This window comes from Streptomyces sp. NPDC057438 (assembly GCF_042802995.1).
Classification (GTDB): domain Bacteria; phylum Actinomycetota; class Actinomycetes; order Streptomycetales; family Streptomycetaceae; genus Streptomyces.
This window is the reverse complement of record NZ_JBHVDD010000034.1, coordinates 1-14,010: the sequence shown is the minus strand read 5'-3', so window position 1 is coordinate 14,010 and position 14,010 is coordinate 1. Positions and strand designations below refer to the sequence as shown.

The window sequence follows — 14,010 nt, the reverse complement described above, 5'->3', positions numbered from 1 at the left end:
AGGTGGACGACGAGGAGTCGCCGGAGCCGCGCGCCACCAGGAAGAGGGGTGCGGCCGCCGGCAGAACGACGGCGGGGACGAGACGCGCGTGCTTCACGAGAGGCAGCTCCAGAACGATGAGGAGTTCGTGAGCAGCATCGAATCAACGCGACTTGGGGCTCCCTTGGGTCCGCGCTGTGCCGGCCCTGTGCGAACGGCGAAGCCCTCCCCGAGGCACCGGCCCGGGTGCCTCAGTCGGACAGCCTCGCGCGGGCCAGTTGCCGGGACTGCGCGACCAGCCGGTCCGCGCTGTCCCAGACCTCCGCGTCCTCCTCCAGGAAGCCGCCCGCGAGGTTGCGGGTGGTGATGGCGACGCGGAGCGGGCCCGGCGCCGGGCGGCACCGGACGTGGACGGTCAGCTCGACCGTCGGGACCCAGCCCTCGAGGCCCATCTCGAAGGCGGTGGGCGGCAGCGCGTCCACCGCGAGGAGCAGGGAGAACGGGTCGGCGTCACGGCCGTCGGCAAGACCGAACCAGGACCGCATCTCACCCCTGCCCGAGGGCGCGCCGAGGGCCCAGCCGAGGGTCGCGGGGTCCAGCTTCAGGAACAGCCGGTCGGTGATCGCGGAGCCGCCGGGGACGGGGCCGGGCGCGTCCTGCGGGCCGAAGCACTGCTCGACCGGCGGGATCGCGGGTGGCGTCGCCGTCGTACGGACGTCGTCCGGGAGGGCGTCGAGGTCGCCGTAGGAGGCGAGGACCCGTATCCGCTCGACCTCGCGGCCGGCGTCGTCGTACTGGAAGAGGGAGGCCTGCCCGGTGGACAGGGTCCTGCCGGCGCGGACGACGTCCGTGCGGACGACCGCCGGGCCCGGCTGGGAAGCGGTCAGGTAGTGCGCAGAGATCGTGAACGGGTCACCGTGCGGCAGCGCGTCGGCGAGGGCGCGGCCGAGGACGGCGAGGAGGTAGCCGCCGTTGACGGCACCGATGATGGTCCAGCCGGCGGAGAGGTCGATGTCGTAGACGCCGGGTCCCCGCCGGGTGACCGCGGTGTCCCGGTCGAACTCGCTGTCGCCGACGGTGGCCTGCACGGAAGCTGCTTCGGGCATGGGTGAACCGTACATCAAGTGATTACTAAGCGGTAGCTTTATGTGTTGCGGTGACGTCTCACCCCGGGCCGACCCGGTCGCCCCTCCTCTCCCCCACCGGTCTCATCCCTCCTCGACCGCCGCCGACCGCCGGTTCCAGGCCCGTGGCGCCCGCCAGTGGTACCGCATCGCGAGCAGCCGCAGCACGAAGGCCGTGATCGCGGCGAGGGCCGAGGTGACGGGGGTCAGGGCGTCCTGGCTGATGCACAGGACGACCATCCCGGCGCCGACCATCGCGGGCACGGCGTACAGGTCGCGGTCCCAGCGCAGCAGCGAGGGCACCTCGTTGGCGAGGACGTCCCGCAGCACACCGCCGCCGACCGCCGTGGCGAGACCGAGGACGAGGGAGGCGGTCAGGCCGAGGCCGTAGTCGTACGCCTTCGCCGTGCCCGCGACGCAGAACAGGCCGAGGCCGGCCGCGTCGAAGACGTTGACCCCGGACTGGATGCGCTCCACGTGCGGGTGCAGGAAGAAGACGAGGAGGGCGGCGAGCAGCGGGGTGACGAAGTAGCCGAGGTCGGTGAAGGCGGCCGGCGGTACGGCACCGATGACCAGGTCACGGAAGAGTCCGCCGCCGAGGGCGGTCACCTCGGCGAGGACGGCGATGCCGAAGATGTCGAAGTTCTTGCGGACGGCCAGCAGCGCGCCGGAGATCGCGAAGACGAAGATGCCGATCAGGTCGAGCGGGTAGGGAGACACCCCTACATTGTGGCGCAGCAGCGAGCCCCCGCCTTCCATTGCAAGGCGGGGGCTCGTTCTCACTTACTTGTCGTCGGCGTCGCCGGGGTCCTTGGCGGCCTTGGGTTCCTTGGCGGCCTCGGTCTCGGCGGGGGGTTCCGCCGCCTCGGGCGGTTCCGTGGCGGAGGACGGTTCCGTCACCGTCGTCGCGGCCGGCGCCTCGGTCTTCTTCACCGTGTCCGGTACCAGCTCGGCCGCCTCCTTCGCGGCCGTCAGCAGGACGACGTCCTGCGGCTGCTGGTCCTCGAAGTTCTCGGGGTGGTGGCAGGCGACCCGCTGCCCCGGCCTCAGCTCGGCCAGCGGCGGCTCGGTGGTCGTGCAGACCTGCGTGGCCTTCCAGCACCGGGTGTGGAAGCGGCAGCCGCTCGGCGGCGCGATCGGCGAGGGCACGTCGCCCTTGAGCAGGATGCGCTCGCTCTTGGCGCCACGGCGCGACGGGTCCGGGATCGGCACGGCCGACAGCAGCGCCTTGGTGTAGGGGTGCATCGGCGCCGTGTACAGGGAGTCCCGGTCGGCCAGCTCCACGATCTTGCCGAGATACATCACGGCGATGCGGTCGGAGACGTGGCGGACCACCGAGAGGTCGTGCGCGATGATCACGTACGTCAGGCCGAGCTCGTCCTGGAGGTCGTCCATCAGGTTGACGACCTGGGCCTGGATGGACACGTCGAGCGCGGAGACCGGCTCGTCCGCGACGACCATCCGGGGCTTCAGGGCGAGCGCGCGGGCGATGCCGATGCGCTGGCGCTGGCCGCCGGAGAACTCGTGCGGATAGCGGTTGTAGTGCTCGGGGCTCAGGCCCACCAGCTCCAGGAGGCCCTGGACCTCCTTCTTCACCCCGCCCTCGGGCTGGACGCCCTGGAGCTTGAACGGCGCCGAGACGATGGTGCCGATGGTGTGCCGGGGGTTCAGCGAGCCGTACGGGTCCTGGAAGATCATCTGGACGTCGCGGCGCAGCGGGCGCATCCCGGCGGTCTTGAGATGCGTGATGTCCGTGCCGTCGAACTCGACCTTGCCGCCGGACGGCTCCAGCAGGCGGGTGATGAGCCGGCCCATGGTCGACTTGCCGCAGCCGGACTCGCCGACGACGCCGAGGGTCTCGCCCCGGCGCACCTCGAAGTCGATGCCGTCGACGGCCTTGACCGCCCCGACCTGCCGCTGGAGCAGGCCCTTCTTGATGGGGAAGTGCTTGACCAGGCCCTCGACCCTGAGCAGCGGTTTCTCGTCGGCGTCGGCGCGCGGGGCCGGCACGGCGGCCCGGGTCTCAGTCTCGCTCACAGCTTCGGCGCAATCTCTTCGGTCCAGATCCGCGTACGGTCCTCCTGCGACAGGTGGCAGGCGGTGAAGTGCCGGCCGCCGACCTCGCGCAGGTCGGGGCGCTCGGTGCGGGTGATGTTGTCCTTGGGGACGTCCGCGTAGGGGCAGCGCGGGTTGAAGGCGCAGCCCGAGGGCACGTTGATGAGGCTCGGCGGCTGGCCCTTGACCGGGATGAGCCGGTCGGTCTGGGCGCGGTCGATGCGCGGCATCGAGCCGAGCAGGCCCCAGGTGTAGGGGTGCTGCGGCTGGTGGAAGATGCCGTCGACCGGGCCGCGCTCGACGCAGCGGCCGCCGTACATCACGAGGATGTCGTCGGCGATCTCGGCGACCACCCCGAGGTCGTGCGTGATGATGATGACCGCGGAGCCGAACTCCTTCTGCAGGTCTCGGATGAGGTCCAGGATCTGCGCCTGGACGGTGACGTCCAGGGCGGTCGTGGGCTCGTCGGCGATCAGCAGTTCGGGGTTGTTGACCAGGGCCATGGCGATCATGGCGCGCTGGCGCATACCGCCGGAGAACTCGTGCGGGTAGCCGTCGACGCGCTTGTGGGGCTCCGGGATGCCGACGCGGTCGAGGAGTTCGATCGCGCGCTTGCGGGCGACCTTCTTGCTGACGTCGTGGTGGACCCGGTACGCCTCGACGATCTGGCTGCCGACCTTGTAGTACGGGTGCATCGCGGACAGCGGGTCCTGGAAGATCATCGCCATGTCGCGGCCGCGCAGCCGGCGCACCTCGTCGGGGCTCGCCCCGACGAGTTCCTTGCCGTCGAGCCAGATCTCGCCGGACATCCGCACGTTCTTGCCGCGCGCGCCGAGCCGGTGCAGACCCATGATCGCCAGCGAGGTCACCGACTTGCCGGAGCCGGACTCGCCCACGATGCCGAGGGTCTTGCCCTTCTCCAGCTGGAAGGAGAGGCCGTCGACGGACTTGACCAGACCGTCGTCGGTGGGGAAGTGCACCTTGAGGTCGCGCACTTCGAGGAACGCCGTGGGGGCGTCCCCGGCGCGTGCGGGCTCGCCCACGGCGGCCCCGGTCTTGGACAGTTCGGTCACGAGAGCCTCACCCGCGGGTCGATCGTGGCGTACAGCAGGTCCACCACAAGGTTCATGAAGACGACGAAGAACGCCGCGAGCAGGGTCACCCCGAGGATCGGGGGCAGGTCGTTGGCGCTGATCGACTGGACCGCGTACTCGCCGATGCCGTGCAGCGAGAACACGGTCTCGGTGATCAGGGCACCGCCGAGGAGCAGGCCGACGTCCATGCCGAAGACCGTCACCAACGGGGTCAGCGCGGCCCGCAGACCGTGCTTCACGACCACGTTGCGCTCCCGCAGGCCCTTGGCCCTCGCGGTGCGGATGTAGTCCTCGTTCATCGTCTCCAGCATGCCCGAGCGGGTGAGCCGGGCGTAGATGGCCGAATAGAGGAGGGCGAGCGAGCACCACGGCAGGAAGAGGGTGTTCGCCCACTGCGAGGGGTTCTCGGTGAAGGGGACGTACGTCCGGCCGAAGATCTCCAGCTGGTAACTGAACAGCAGCAGGGCGAGCTGGCCGGTGAAGAACATGGGCAGGGAGACGCCCGCGAGCGCCACGCCCATGGCGGCCCGGTCGAAGAACGAGCCGGGCTTCAGGGCCGAGATGACACCGGCCGTGATACCGCCCAGCAGCCACAGCACGGCGGCGCCGGAGGCGAGCGAGATGGTCACCGGCAGCCGGCTGGTGAGCTGCGGCCAGACCTCAAGGTGGTCCTTGAAGGAGTAGCCGAAGCAGGGGGCGTCACAGCGGACGGTGGTGGGCCCCAGGTCGTACGTGGCACCGGAGACAATGCCCTTGATGAAGTTCCAGTACTGCTCGTAGACCGGCTGGTCCAGGCCGAGGTTCCGCTTGACCGCCGCGATGTCCTCGGGCGAGGGGTTCTTGCCGATGTACTGCTGTGCCAGCTGGTCGGCGGTCTGTCCGGCGAGCTTCGGCAGGATGAAGAAGATGCCGAAGGTGACCGCGGTGACGACGAGCAGCAGGATCACCGCCGCGATCGTCCGGCGGATGATGTACGAGATCACGAGGACCGGCGCCGGCGCCCGCGGGTGTGCTCACCCGCGGGCGCCAATGCCTTCACCTGCCTTCCGGGGCTACTTCTTTTCCTTGGCACCGATGTTGAGGTAGTCGTACTGACCGCTGAAGGCCGAGGACGACACCAGGTTGGTGGCGTACGGCGAGCGGTACAGCAGGACCTTGAAGTAGGTCAGGGGCACGATGGCGGCCTGCTCCATGACCTTCTTGTCGACCTCGGTGTAGGCGGCGGTGCGGGCAGCCTCGTCCGTGTTGCCGATCGCGTCGTCCAGCAGCTTGTTCACCGCGGGGTCGTCCAGCTCGGACAGGTTGGTGTTGCCGGACTGGCCGATGGCCTTGCCGTGCACGATCTGCTGCAGGAAGCCGTAGCCCGTGGGCCAGTCGGAACCCCACTGCATCATGATGAGGCCGATGTCGTTCTTCTTGTTGAACGCCGGCACACCCGCGTAGTCGGAGAAGTACTTGCCCGACGGGTACTGCTTGATGTCGGCCTGGATGCCGACCTTCTTCAGCGCCTCGACGACCGCGGTGGCCGCGTCGACCTCGCCCTGACGGTCGGTGCGGGCGGAGATGGAGGTCTTGAAGCCGCCCTCCTTGCCGCAGGCCTTCAGGCTCTCCTTGGCCTTGGTGACGTCACCCTTGTTGCCGGGGGTGGCGTACATGTCGGCCTTCTCGTAGCCCGTGACGTCCGGGGGCAGCACCGTGGAGGCGATGTCACCGCGGATCGGGCCACCCATGGCGGTCTGCACGGCGACCTTGTCGATCGCGTACTCGACGGCCTTGCGGCAGTCGATGTTGTCGAACGGCGCGACCTTGGTGTTGATCGCCGTGTAGACGAGACGGCCGCCTGACGCGTTGTCCGTGTTGGCCTTCAGGTCCTTCTTCCCGAGGACCTTGGCCTGGGTCTGGGCGTCGACACCGGTGCCCTGGATGTCGATCATGGTGTCGCCGGCCATGACGTCATTGTCGATGGTGGCCTTGTTGACCTTCAGGTTCACCACGATCTTGTCCGGGTACTGCTTGCGCAGCGGGTCCGTCTTGGCGTCCCACTCCGTGTTGCGGACGAGGACGATCTGCTTGCCCTCGTCGTACTTCTGGAACTTGTACGAGCCGGTGGAGACGACCTTCTTGGTGTAGTCGACGCCGGTGTCCTTGGCCTTCGGCACCGGAGCCGTCTGCGGCATGCTCGCCAGGTAGTCGAACTCGGAGAACGCCTTGTTGAGCTTGAAGACGATCGTGTAGTCGTCCGGGGTCTCTATGGAGGAGATGCCCTTGTCGCTCTTGTCGGCGTAGGGACCCTTGTACTTCTTCGGGTCGTTCAGCATCTGCTGGAAGTAGTTCGGGCCCAGCGAGAGCACGTCACGCGCGAAGTTCGAGCGCTCCACGGCGTACTTGACGTCCTTGGAGGTGACCTCGGTGCCGTCCTCGTACTTGACACCCTTGCGGATCTTGTACGTCCAGGTCTTGCCGCCGTCGCTGGGGGTACCCGCGCTCTCGGCGAGGTCGGGGACCAGCTCGTTGCCCTTCTCGCCCGGGCCGGGCTTGAAGGTCATCAGCGGACGCGCGTAGAGGCGGCTGAAGTTGAAGCCGTACGCGTAGTACATGTTGCCCGGGTCGAGGGACTCGGGGGCGTCGGTGCTCGCGTAGGTGACCGTTCCGCCCTTGTGGGTGGACTCGTTGACGACGCCCGTGGTCGCGGCGTTGGCGCCGGCGCCCTTGGGGGTGTCCTCCGTGCCGTCTTCCGCCTTGCTGCAGGCGGACAGAAGCAGGCCGGCGCTGCTCACAACCGCGACAGCGGCCATTGCTGACCTTCGCATGATGGTCGGTTTCTCCTTCGTAGTTGGACAGTTGTGTGGGACTTCGGGCCACAACCGGGCCGCGGTCGCAGACGTCAGCGGCTGCGGGGGTCGAGGGCGTCCCGGAGGCCGTCACCGAGGAGGTTGAAGGCCAGCACCGTGATGAAGATCGCGAGGCCGGGAACGATCATGTACTGCGGGTCGACCTCGAAGAAGTCGACCGCCTGGTTGAGCATGCCGCCCCAGGAGGCCTGCGGCGGCTGGATCCCGACGCCGAGGAAGCTGAGCGACGCCTCGAAGATGATGTTGGTCGGGATGAGCAGCGTCGAGTAGACGATGATCGGCGCGACGAGGTTGGGCAGCAGCTCCTTGAACAGGACGTACGGGCCGCCGGCGCCCATCCCCCGCGAGGCGTCGATGAACTCACGCTCCCGCAGCGCCAGGGTCTGGCCGCGCACGATGCGTCCCATGTAGGGCCAGTTGAAGAAGCCGATCACGAAGATCAGCACCGAGATGTGCAGGGGCAGTCCTTCGAGACCGAAGGCGCCGCCCTGCAGCGTCGCGGAGATGGCGATCGCGAAAAGCAGCAGCGGGAACGCCAGGAAGGTGTCCATCAGCCGGCTGACGACGGTGTCGACCCGGCCGCCGTAGTAGCCGGCGACCAGACCCAGCACCACGCCGATGGCGTTGGACAGGATCGTCGCGCCGAAGGCCACCACCAGGGAGACCCAGGAGCCCTCCAGGATGCGGGCGAGGATGTCGCGGCCGAACTTCGGCTCGACACCGAGCGGGTGGTCCCAGCTCATCCCGCCGAAGTCGCCCTTGGGGAGGGAGGTGTTGGGGTCGATCAGGTCCTGGTTGAACGCGTTGGGGTCCAGCCCCAGCATCGACTGCAGCGGCCGGGAGAGGGCCGCGATCAGGATCAGCAGGACGACGATGAGACCGCCGGCGACGGCCACCTTGTCGCGCTTGAAGCGGGTCCAGGCGATCTGGCCGAGCGAACGGCCCTCGATCTTCTTGGCCTCGACACCTTCCAGCACGGCTTCGGGCTGCGCCTCGGCCTGCGATCCGGTCGTCTCAATGGGTGCGGTCATCGTCCCTCGTGCTTGCCCGTGCCGGTGGTTGCCGACTGTGCCTGGCGGCCGCCCGGGTCTGCGGTGCGGTCCGTCACCACTGCTGTCTCGCCTGCTCTGTGACTACTGCTGAGTACGAGGGAGGGGCACGGCGGAGAACTCCACCGTATGAACAGCGCGTTCGCCGCATCCCCCCATCGCTCTGGGGGAGTCTTCAACGGCCGCGCGATCAGGCACCAGACCCGACGGCGAAAGTATGCGCAACCGTGATGTGGCCAGCGCGGTTCCGCTATCCGGACGTGACGCTCTGTTGAGCGGTCGAGGCGGGGGGAACGCCGACGGGGCGGCTCAGTACCGGCTCGGATACCCGTAGCCGCCCGCCGCCGGGGCCTGCGCCCGGGCGGCCGGGGCCGCGTGGGCCTCGCGGTCGTAGAACGGGCGGGCGCCGGCCCGCAGCCACATGGCGACCGGGTCGTACTCGTCGGACATCGCGACCGTGGAGACGGGCAGACCGTCCGGGACGGCGCCGATGGACTGCTGCATCATCGCGCGCACCGAGTCCACGGCCGACGGCGAGGTGTCGTACACGTCGAGGCCGATCGCCAGGTAGGGCGCACCGAGCGCCGGCTGCACCCAGGCGCGCCGCAGCGAGCGCACGGCGGGCGTGCGGTGCGCGTTCTGGGTCAGCAGGCCGTAGAACTGGGGGATGTCGATGGCCGGCTCGGACAGCCGGAGCGGGCCGGCGGGCTGCCGCTCCAGGCCGGTGGCGATCCGGCGCAGATCGAGCCAGGGGATGCCGACGCCGCCGCCCGGCGCGTGCGGGTTCAGCCAGAGGCCGTAGTGGTCGGGGTAGAGCGTGCGGGCCACGTCGAGGCCGTCGACCACCTCGTAACTGCGGTTCCAGCCACTGGCGGAGAGCTCCTGGGCGGAAGTCACACAGGGGGCGTAGTTGAACCCGTCGACCTCCATGTTCCCGTACTGGGCGTCCGGGGAGCCGCCCTGGCCGTGCCAGAGCAGCATCCAGATCTGGCCGGAGGACGGGGTGGCGAGGGCACGCAGCAGCGCCTCGTAGGCGTCGTAACGCCCGGGCGTCACCTGCCGCAGCATGTGCTCGACCTGCCCGGTGGCGATGCTGCCGCTCACGTTGGCCGTCCTTCGTGTTGGACCCTGGTTGTAGGAGACAGCTTAGGTGGTGTGCCGGTTGAGCCGGTCAGGGCTCGGGCGTTGCCGTACGTCGCGGGCCGCGGGTGTGTCGTGGCTGGTCGCGCCGCTCCCCGCACCGTTTCGGGGCGCGCTGGTCAGTACCCCTGTTGGTAGAAGGGCCGCACCTTCTCGCGGAGCCAGTCGCCCACCGGGTCCTGGGCGACGTCCAGGAAGACCATGTTGACCGGCCAGGGGACCGGGGCCCCGGCGAGGGCCCGGCCGAGGGCGGCCAGGGGCAGACCGCGGTCGGCCTCCCAGGAGGTCAGCTCGACGCCGATGAACATGACGGGGTCGGCGGTCTCGATGGCGGCGAGGCAGCGGCGGGCGGAGAGGACCACCCCGGTCGCGGCGAACTCCCCCGAGGCGGCCGCGAGGAAGTCCACGGGATCGTCCTGCCAGTCCGGCTCGAACAGCCGTACGCGGGCGCCGTTCGCCGAGCCGTCCAGCGGGGTCCGTCCGGCCCGGCACAGTTCGGCCACCGCGGGCGGCGGCAGCGGCATCCCCACGACGCCGTCCGGGTTGAGGGCGAGGCCGATCTGCGGGGGCAGGCCGCGCGCGAACTCGACGGCCGGGGCGATCGTGAACGACATGTGGTTCCCGACGACCTGGCGGAACTGCTCCTCGGACGTGAACACCGGCACGTACGCCTGGCCGTCGAACTCCATCGTGGGCAGGTCGAGCTGGCCGCTGCTCGGGCCGCCGCCCTCCGGGAGCGGCACCCAGACGAAGCTGCGGGCCAGCACCTCCACGATCCGCGCCCCGGGCTGGGGCACACCGAGTGACGCGGAGAGCACCTCCTCCAGCTCGTTGCCGGGCCACCCGCCGTGCCCGTGGGGATGCGCCTGTGCCGGAAAGTCCGCCGGGAAGTCCATCTGCTGCCTACCGCTTTGCTCCGTGATGCTGTTGTCCCTGCACCTTAATTGCTCCCGGGCCGCGGGCGCGCCCTTCGGGAGCCGCCTCCTATCCCGTGAAGTCGATCCGCTTCAGCACGTCCGCCGCCGCCCGGTCGATCAGCACCGCCGCCCCGCACCCCTGTGGCAGCCGTCCCTTCTCCACGGCCCGCAGCAGTCTGGTCATCGCACCGCGGTGCCGGGCGAACGCGTACCGCGACACGCCACGCCCCCGCTCCCGCTGCCCGTCCCGCGCCTCGTCCGCCGTCACGTCGAGCAGCAGCAGATGCAGCGTGCCGCCCCGCCGTCCGGCCTCCCGCGCCAGCCAGCTGCGCACCCACGCCTGCGCCCCGCAGTCGTGCACGACGACGCCCTCCCCCGAGCGGAGGGCGCGCCGCAGTCCCACGTAGTGCGCGAGGCGCACGAAGGGCCGGTAGACCGCGTACGGCAGGCGGCGGGCGAAGCGCGCGTCGAAGCGGTCGCGGGTGTCCTGGGAGTCGATCCGCACGCCCGGCACGCTCCGCCGCATCAGCGTGGACTTGCCGCTGCCGGGAAGCCCGGTCACCACCACCAGGTCGCGTGGTCCGAAGGACAGTCCGTGCGGGCTGCGCCCGGCACGCTCCCTGAGGTCGCGGACGACCGCCCTCGGGAACGGGCCGCACGCCTCACCGGCCGGTGCGACGGGCTGCTTGGGCATGGCGGTGATGCCCGAGGTCGTCGCGTACGCCGTGGTCCTGTTCACCGTGATCGTCCTCCCCAGGGGTATGGAGTCCCATCCCCACAGACTGTAAAGAGAAGGTAATGCCCGATCCCTCCTGGTTGAGTCCTCGTCCTGCCACAAGAGTGCTACGAACCGGTGTGTCCGCTCCCGCTCGCCGCCCTCACCAGTGAAGGTCCCCCTGCCGCGCCACGTCGATGCGTGCAATGATGTGCGCGCCAACTGCATACCGGCCGCTTGAATCCGCGCGGGAGAGCTCCCAGCAGTCTCGCTGGGGCGCCGAAGGAGCAAGTCCCTCCCTTGAATCTCTCAGGCCCAGTTACCGCGCGGGCGAGGCACATCTGAAAAGCGGGCCGCACCTCTCGACGGAGGACGGCTCCACCCAAGGTGCAAACCACGATCACCGGTACGTCACGATCACCGGTACGTACGGTCGCGGTGAACCTCTCAGGTTCCGATGACAGATGGGGAGGATCGTCCTCGCCTGTCATGCCCCGGGAGCAAACCGATGAGCAGTAGCCCCACCGCTGGATCGCGCCGTACCGCGCTCGATGCCCTGCATCGCTCGCTCGGTGCGACGATGACCGACTTCGCAGGCTGGGACATGCCCCTGCGTTACGGCTCCGAGCGTGACGAGCACCTCGCCGTCCGCACGAGGGCCGGTCTCTTCGACCTCTCCCACATGGGCGAGATCACCGTCTCGGGTCCGGGGGCCGCCGCGCTGCTCGATCACGCCCTGGTCGGTCACATCGGCGGCGTGAGGCCCGGCCGCGCCCGCTACACCATGATCTGCCGTGAGGACGGCGGCATTCTCGACGACCTGATCGTCTACCGGCTCGCGGACACGGAGTACCTCGTCGTCGCGAACGCCTCCAACGCCCAGGTGGTGCTGGACGCGCTCGTCGAGCGTGCCGCCGGGTTCGACGCCGAGGTGCGGGACGACCGGGACGCGTACGCGCTGCTCGCCGTCCAGGGCCCCGAGTCGCCCGGCATCCTGGCCGCCCTCACCGACGCCGACCTCGACGCTCTGAAGTACTACGCGGGCCTGCCGGGCACGGTCGCCGGGGTCCCGGCGCTGATCGCGCGCACCGGGTACACCGGCGAGGACGGCTTCGAGCTGTTCGTGAAGCCCGAGCACGCCGTCGAGCTGTGGCAGGCGCTGACCAAGGCCGGCGAGGGCGTCGGCCTGGTGCCCTGCGGGCTGTCCTGCCGGGACACGCTCCGCCTGGAGGCGGGCATGCCGCTGTACGGGCACGAGCTGTCCACCGGGCTGACGCCGTTCGACGCCGGGCTCGGCCGGGTCGTGAAGTTCGACAAGGAGGGCGACTTCGTCGGGCGCACGGCCCTGACGGCGGCCGCGGAGCGTGCCGCCTCGGCCCCGCCGCGCGTCCTCGTCGGGCTGGTCGCCGAGGGCCGCCGGGTGCCGCGTGCCGGGTACGCGGTCGTCGCGGACGGTCGGGTGATCGGCGAGGTCACCTCCGGCGCGCCCTCCCCGACGCTGGGCAGGCCCATCGCCATGGCGTACGTCGACGCCTCGCACGCCGCCCCGGGCACCGTCGGTGTGGGCGTGGACATCCGGGGCAGCCACGAGCCGTACGAGGTCGTGGCCCTGCCGTTCTACAAGCGGCGGAAGTGACACCTTCGTAGCCGTGCGGCCGTGGGCACGCTTCGGTGGCCGTTCAGCTGCGAGCATGCGTGCGCAGGCGTATGCGTGGTCGTATACGTAGTCGTCCGGAAGCGGCGTCGTGCGGACCTTGAGGTGACCCTGGGCACATCCGCGCTGTTCAACAGCGGTTTCAGCAGTCCCCCTTTCACACCACTCCCCCGCGTACAGGAGAATTCAGGCCATGAGCAACCCCCAGCAGCTGCGTTACAGCAAGGAGCACGAGTGGCTGTCGGTCGCCGAGGACGGCGTCTCGACGGTCGGCATCACGGAGTTCGCGGCGAACGCGCTCGGCGATGTCGTCTACGCCCAGCTCCCCGACGTGGGCTCCACGGTCGAAGCGGGCGAGACCTGCGGCGAACTGGAGTCCACGAAGTCGGTGAGCGACCTGTACTCGCCGGTCTCCGGTGAGATCACCGAGATCAACGAGGACGTCGTCAACGACCCGTCGCTGGTGAACACCGCCCCGTTCGAGGGTGGCTGGCTGTTCAAGGTACGGGTCGCGGGCGAGCCGGACGATCTGCTCTCCGCCGACGAGTACGCCGCCCACACCGCCGGCTGAGAGGACGAGGTCGCACGCATGTCGCTTCTGAACACGCCCCTGCACGAGCTGGACCCCGAGGTCGCCGCCGCCGTCGACGCGGAGCTGCACCGCCAGCAGTCCACCCTGGAGATGATCGCCTCCGAGAACTTCGCCCCCCTCGCGGTGATGGAGGCCCAGGGCACCGTCCTGACCAACAAGTACGCCGAGGGCTACCCGGGCCGCCGCTACTACGGCGGCTGCGAGCACGTCGACGTCACCGAGCAGATCGCGATCGACCGCCTCAAGGACCTGTTCGGCGCGGAGTACGCCAACGTCCAGCCGCACTCCGGCGCCTCCGCCAACCAGGCCGCCCTGTTCGCACTCGCCCAGCCCGGCGACACCATCCTCGGCCTGGACCTGGCCCACGGCGGCCACCTCACCCACGGCATGCGCCTGAACTTCTCCGGCAAGCAGTTCGACGTGGTGGCCTACCACGTGGACGACTCCGGTCTCGTCGACATGGACGAGGTCGAGCGGCTGGCCAAGGAGCACCGCCCGAAGGTGATCATCGCGGGGTGGTCGGCGTATCCGCGGCAGCTGGACTTCGCCGCGTTCCGCCGGATCGCCGACGAGACCGGCGCGTTGCTGTGGGTGGACATGGCGCACTTCGCGGGTCTGGTGGCCGCCGGGCTGCACCCCAACCCGGTCGAGTACGCCGACGTGGTCACCTCCACGACCCACAAGACACTCGGCGGCCCGCGCGGCGGCATCATCCTGGCCCGCAGCAAGGAGTTCGCCAAGAAGCTGAACTCCTCGGTCTTCCCCGGCTTCCAGGGCGGTCCGCTGGAGCACGTCATCGCGGCCAAGGCGGTGTCCTTCAAGGTCGCCGCGTCGGAGGA

General features: G+C 69.7%; 13 protein-coding genes and 1 riboswitch. Of the genes, 3 read left to right on the top strand and 10 right to left on the bottom strand.

Going from position 1 to position 14,010, the window contains the following annotated elements:
* Positions 1 to 230: 230 nt before the first annotated feature.
* From ACFU5F_RS20185 to ACFU5F_RS20140, 10 genes are all read right to left on the bottom strand, one after another.
* On the bottom strand, positions 231 to 1,085 hold the full coding sequence (locus ACFU5F_RS20185; protein WP_383888903.1) for a thioesterase family protein: 855 nt from the start codon (positions 1,083 to 1,085) through the stop codon (positions 231 to 233).
* A gap of 102 nt (positions 1,086 to 1,187) precedes the next feature.
* Entirely contained in the window at positions 1,188 to 1,862 is a 675-nt protein-coding gene (locus ACFU5F_RS20180; RefSeq protein ID WP_383888900.1) for a trimeric intracellular cation channel family protein, read from the bottom strand.
* Between the two features lie 24 nt (positions 1,863 to 1,886).
* On the bottom strand, positions 1,887 to 3,140 hold the full coding sequence (locus ACFU5F_RS20175; protein ID WP_383888898.1) for an ABC transporter ATP-binding protein: 1,254 nt from the start codon (positions 3,138 to 3,140) through the stop codon (positions 1,887 to 1,889).
* Positions 3,137 to 4,231: an ABC transporter ATP-binding protein gene (locus ACFU5F_RS20170; RefSeq protein WP_383888895.1), complete on the bottom strand. Its 1,095-nt coding sequence runs from the start codon at positions 4,229 to 4,231 to the stop codon at positions 3,137 to 3,139. The genes ACFU5F_RS20175 and ACFU5F_RS20170 overlap by 4 nt, the downstream gene beginning before the upstream one ends.
* On the bottom strand, positions 4,228 to 5,235 hold the full coding sequence (locus tag ACFU5F_RS20165; RefSeq protein ID WP_200308327.1) for an ABC transporter permease: 1,008 nt from the start codon (positions 5,233 to 5,235) through the stop codon (positions 4,228 to 4,230). The genes ACFU5F_RS20170 and ACFU5F_RS20165 overlap by 4 nt, the downstream gene beginning before the upstream one ends.
* Before the next feature lie 69 nt (positions 5,236 to 5,304).
* Positions 5,305 to 7,062: an ABC transporter substrate-binding protein gene (locus ACFU5F_RS20160; protein ID WP_383888893.1), complete on the bottom strand. Its 1,758-nt coding sequence runs from the start codon at positions 7,060 to 7,062 to the stop codon at positions 5,305 to 5,307.
* Between the two features lie 74 nt (positions 7,063 to 7,136).
* Complete coding sequence (locus ACFU5F_RS20155) at positions 7,137 to 8,135, bottom strand: ABC transporter permease (protein WP_383888890.1); 999 nt, start codon at positions 8,133 to 8,135, stop codon at positions 7,137 to 7,139.
* A 327-nt stretch (positions 8,136 to 8,462) separates the two neighbouring features.
* On the bottom strand, positions 8,463 to 9,221 hold the full coding sequence (locus ACFU5F_RS20150; protein WP_383889033.1) for an enhanced serine sensitivity protein SseB C-terminal domain-containing protein: 759 nt from the start codon (positions 9,219 to 9,221) through the stop codon (positions 8,463 to 8,465).
* A 191-nt stretch (positions 9,222 to 9,412) separates the two neighbouring features.
* A complete protein-coding gene (locus tag ACFU5F_RS20145) occupies positions 9,413 to 10,189 on the bottom strand; it encodes an enhanced serine sensitivity protein SseB (RefSeq protein ID WP_383888887.1) in 777 nt (258 codons plus the stop codon).
* An 88-nt stretch (positions 10,190 to 10,277) separates the two neighbouring features.
* Positions 10,278 to 10,949 carry an AAA family ATPase gene (locus ACFU5F_RS20140; protein WP_383888885.1) on the bottom strand — a complete coding sequence of 224 codons (672 nt, stop codon included), beginning with the start codon at positions 10,947 to 10,949 and terminating at the stop codon, positions 10,278 to 10,280.
* A 214-nt stretch (positions 10,950 to 11,163) separates the two neighbouring features.
* Positions 11,164 to 11,260: riboswitch (glycine riboswitch) on the top strand.
* 173 nt (positions 11,261 to 11,433) lie between these two features.
* On the opposite strand from ACFU5F_RS20140, the gene gcvT reads away from it, so the two are divergent.
* The 3 genes from gcvT to glyA all read left to right on the top strand — a co-directional run.
* Positions 11,434 to 12,561, top strand: a complete 1,128-nt coding sequence (gcvT, locus tag ACFU5F_RS20135; protein WP_383888882.1) for a glycine cleavage system aminomethyltransferase GcvT — start codon at positions 11,434 to 11,436, stop codon at positions 12,559 to 12,561.
* A gap of 211 nt (positions 12,562 to 12,772) precedes the next feature.
* On the top strand, positions 12,773 to 13,150 hold the full coding sequence (gene gcvH, locus ACFU5F_RS20130) for a glycine cleavage system protein GcvH (RefSeq protein ID WP_013000532.1): 378 nt from the start codon (positions 12,773 to 12,775) through the stop codon (positions 13,148 to 13,150).
* An 18-nt stretch (positions 13,151 to 13,168) separates the two neighbouring features.
* On the top strand, positions 13,169 to 14,010 hold an 842-nt coding region (gene glyA, locus ACFU5F_RS20125), incomplete at its 3' end, for a serine hydroxymethyltransferase (RefSeq protein WP_383888880.1).

Bases quoted from the DNA above. Each gene is read 5' to 3' on its own strand.
- ACFU5F_RS20185 (WP_383888903.1), bottom strand. From the start codon at position 1,085: ATGCCCGAAGCAGCTTCCGTGCAGGCCACCGTCGGCGACAGCGAGTTC.
- ACFU5F_RS20180 (WP_383888900.1), bottom strand. From the start codon at position 1,862: ATGGAAGGCGGGGGCTCGCTGCTGCGCCACAATGTAGGGGTGTCTCCC.
- ACFU5F_RS20160 (WP_383888893.1), bottom strand. From the start codon at position 7,062: ATGCGAAGGTCAGCAATGGCCGCTGTCGCGGTTGTGAGCAGCGCCGGC.
- ACFU5F_RS20155 (WP_383888890.1), bottom strand. From the start codon at position 8,135: ATGACCGCACCCATTGAGACGACCGGATCGCAGGCCGAGGCGCAGCCC.
- ACFU5F_RS20150 (WP_383889033.1), bottom strand. From the start codon at position 9,221: ATGCTGCGGCAGGTGACGCCCGGGCGTTACGACGCCTACGAGGCGCTG.
- ACFU5F_RS20145 (WP_383888887.1), bottom strand. From the start codon at position 10,189: ATGGACTTCCCGGCGGACTTTCCGGCACAGGCGCATCCCCACGGGCAC.
- gcvT (WP_383888882.1), top strand. From the start codon at position 11,434: ATGAGCAGTAGCCCCACCGCTGGATCGCGCCGTACCGCGCTCGATGCC.
- gcvH (WP_013000532.1), top strand. From the start codon at position 12,773: ATGAGCAACCCCCAGCAGCTGCGTTACAGCAAGGAGCACGAGTGGCTG.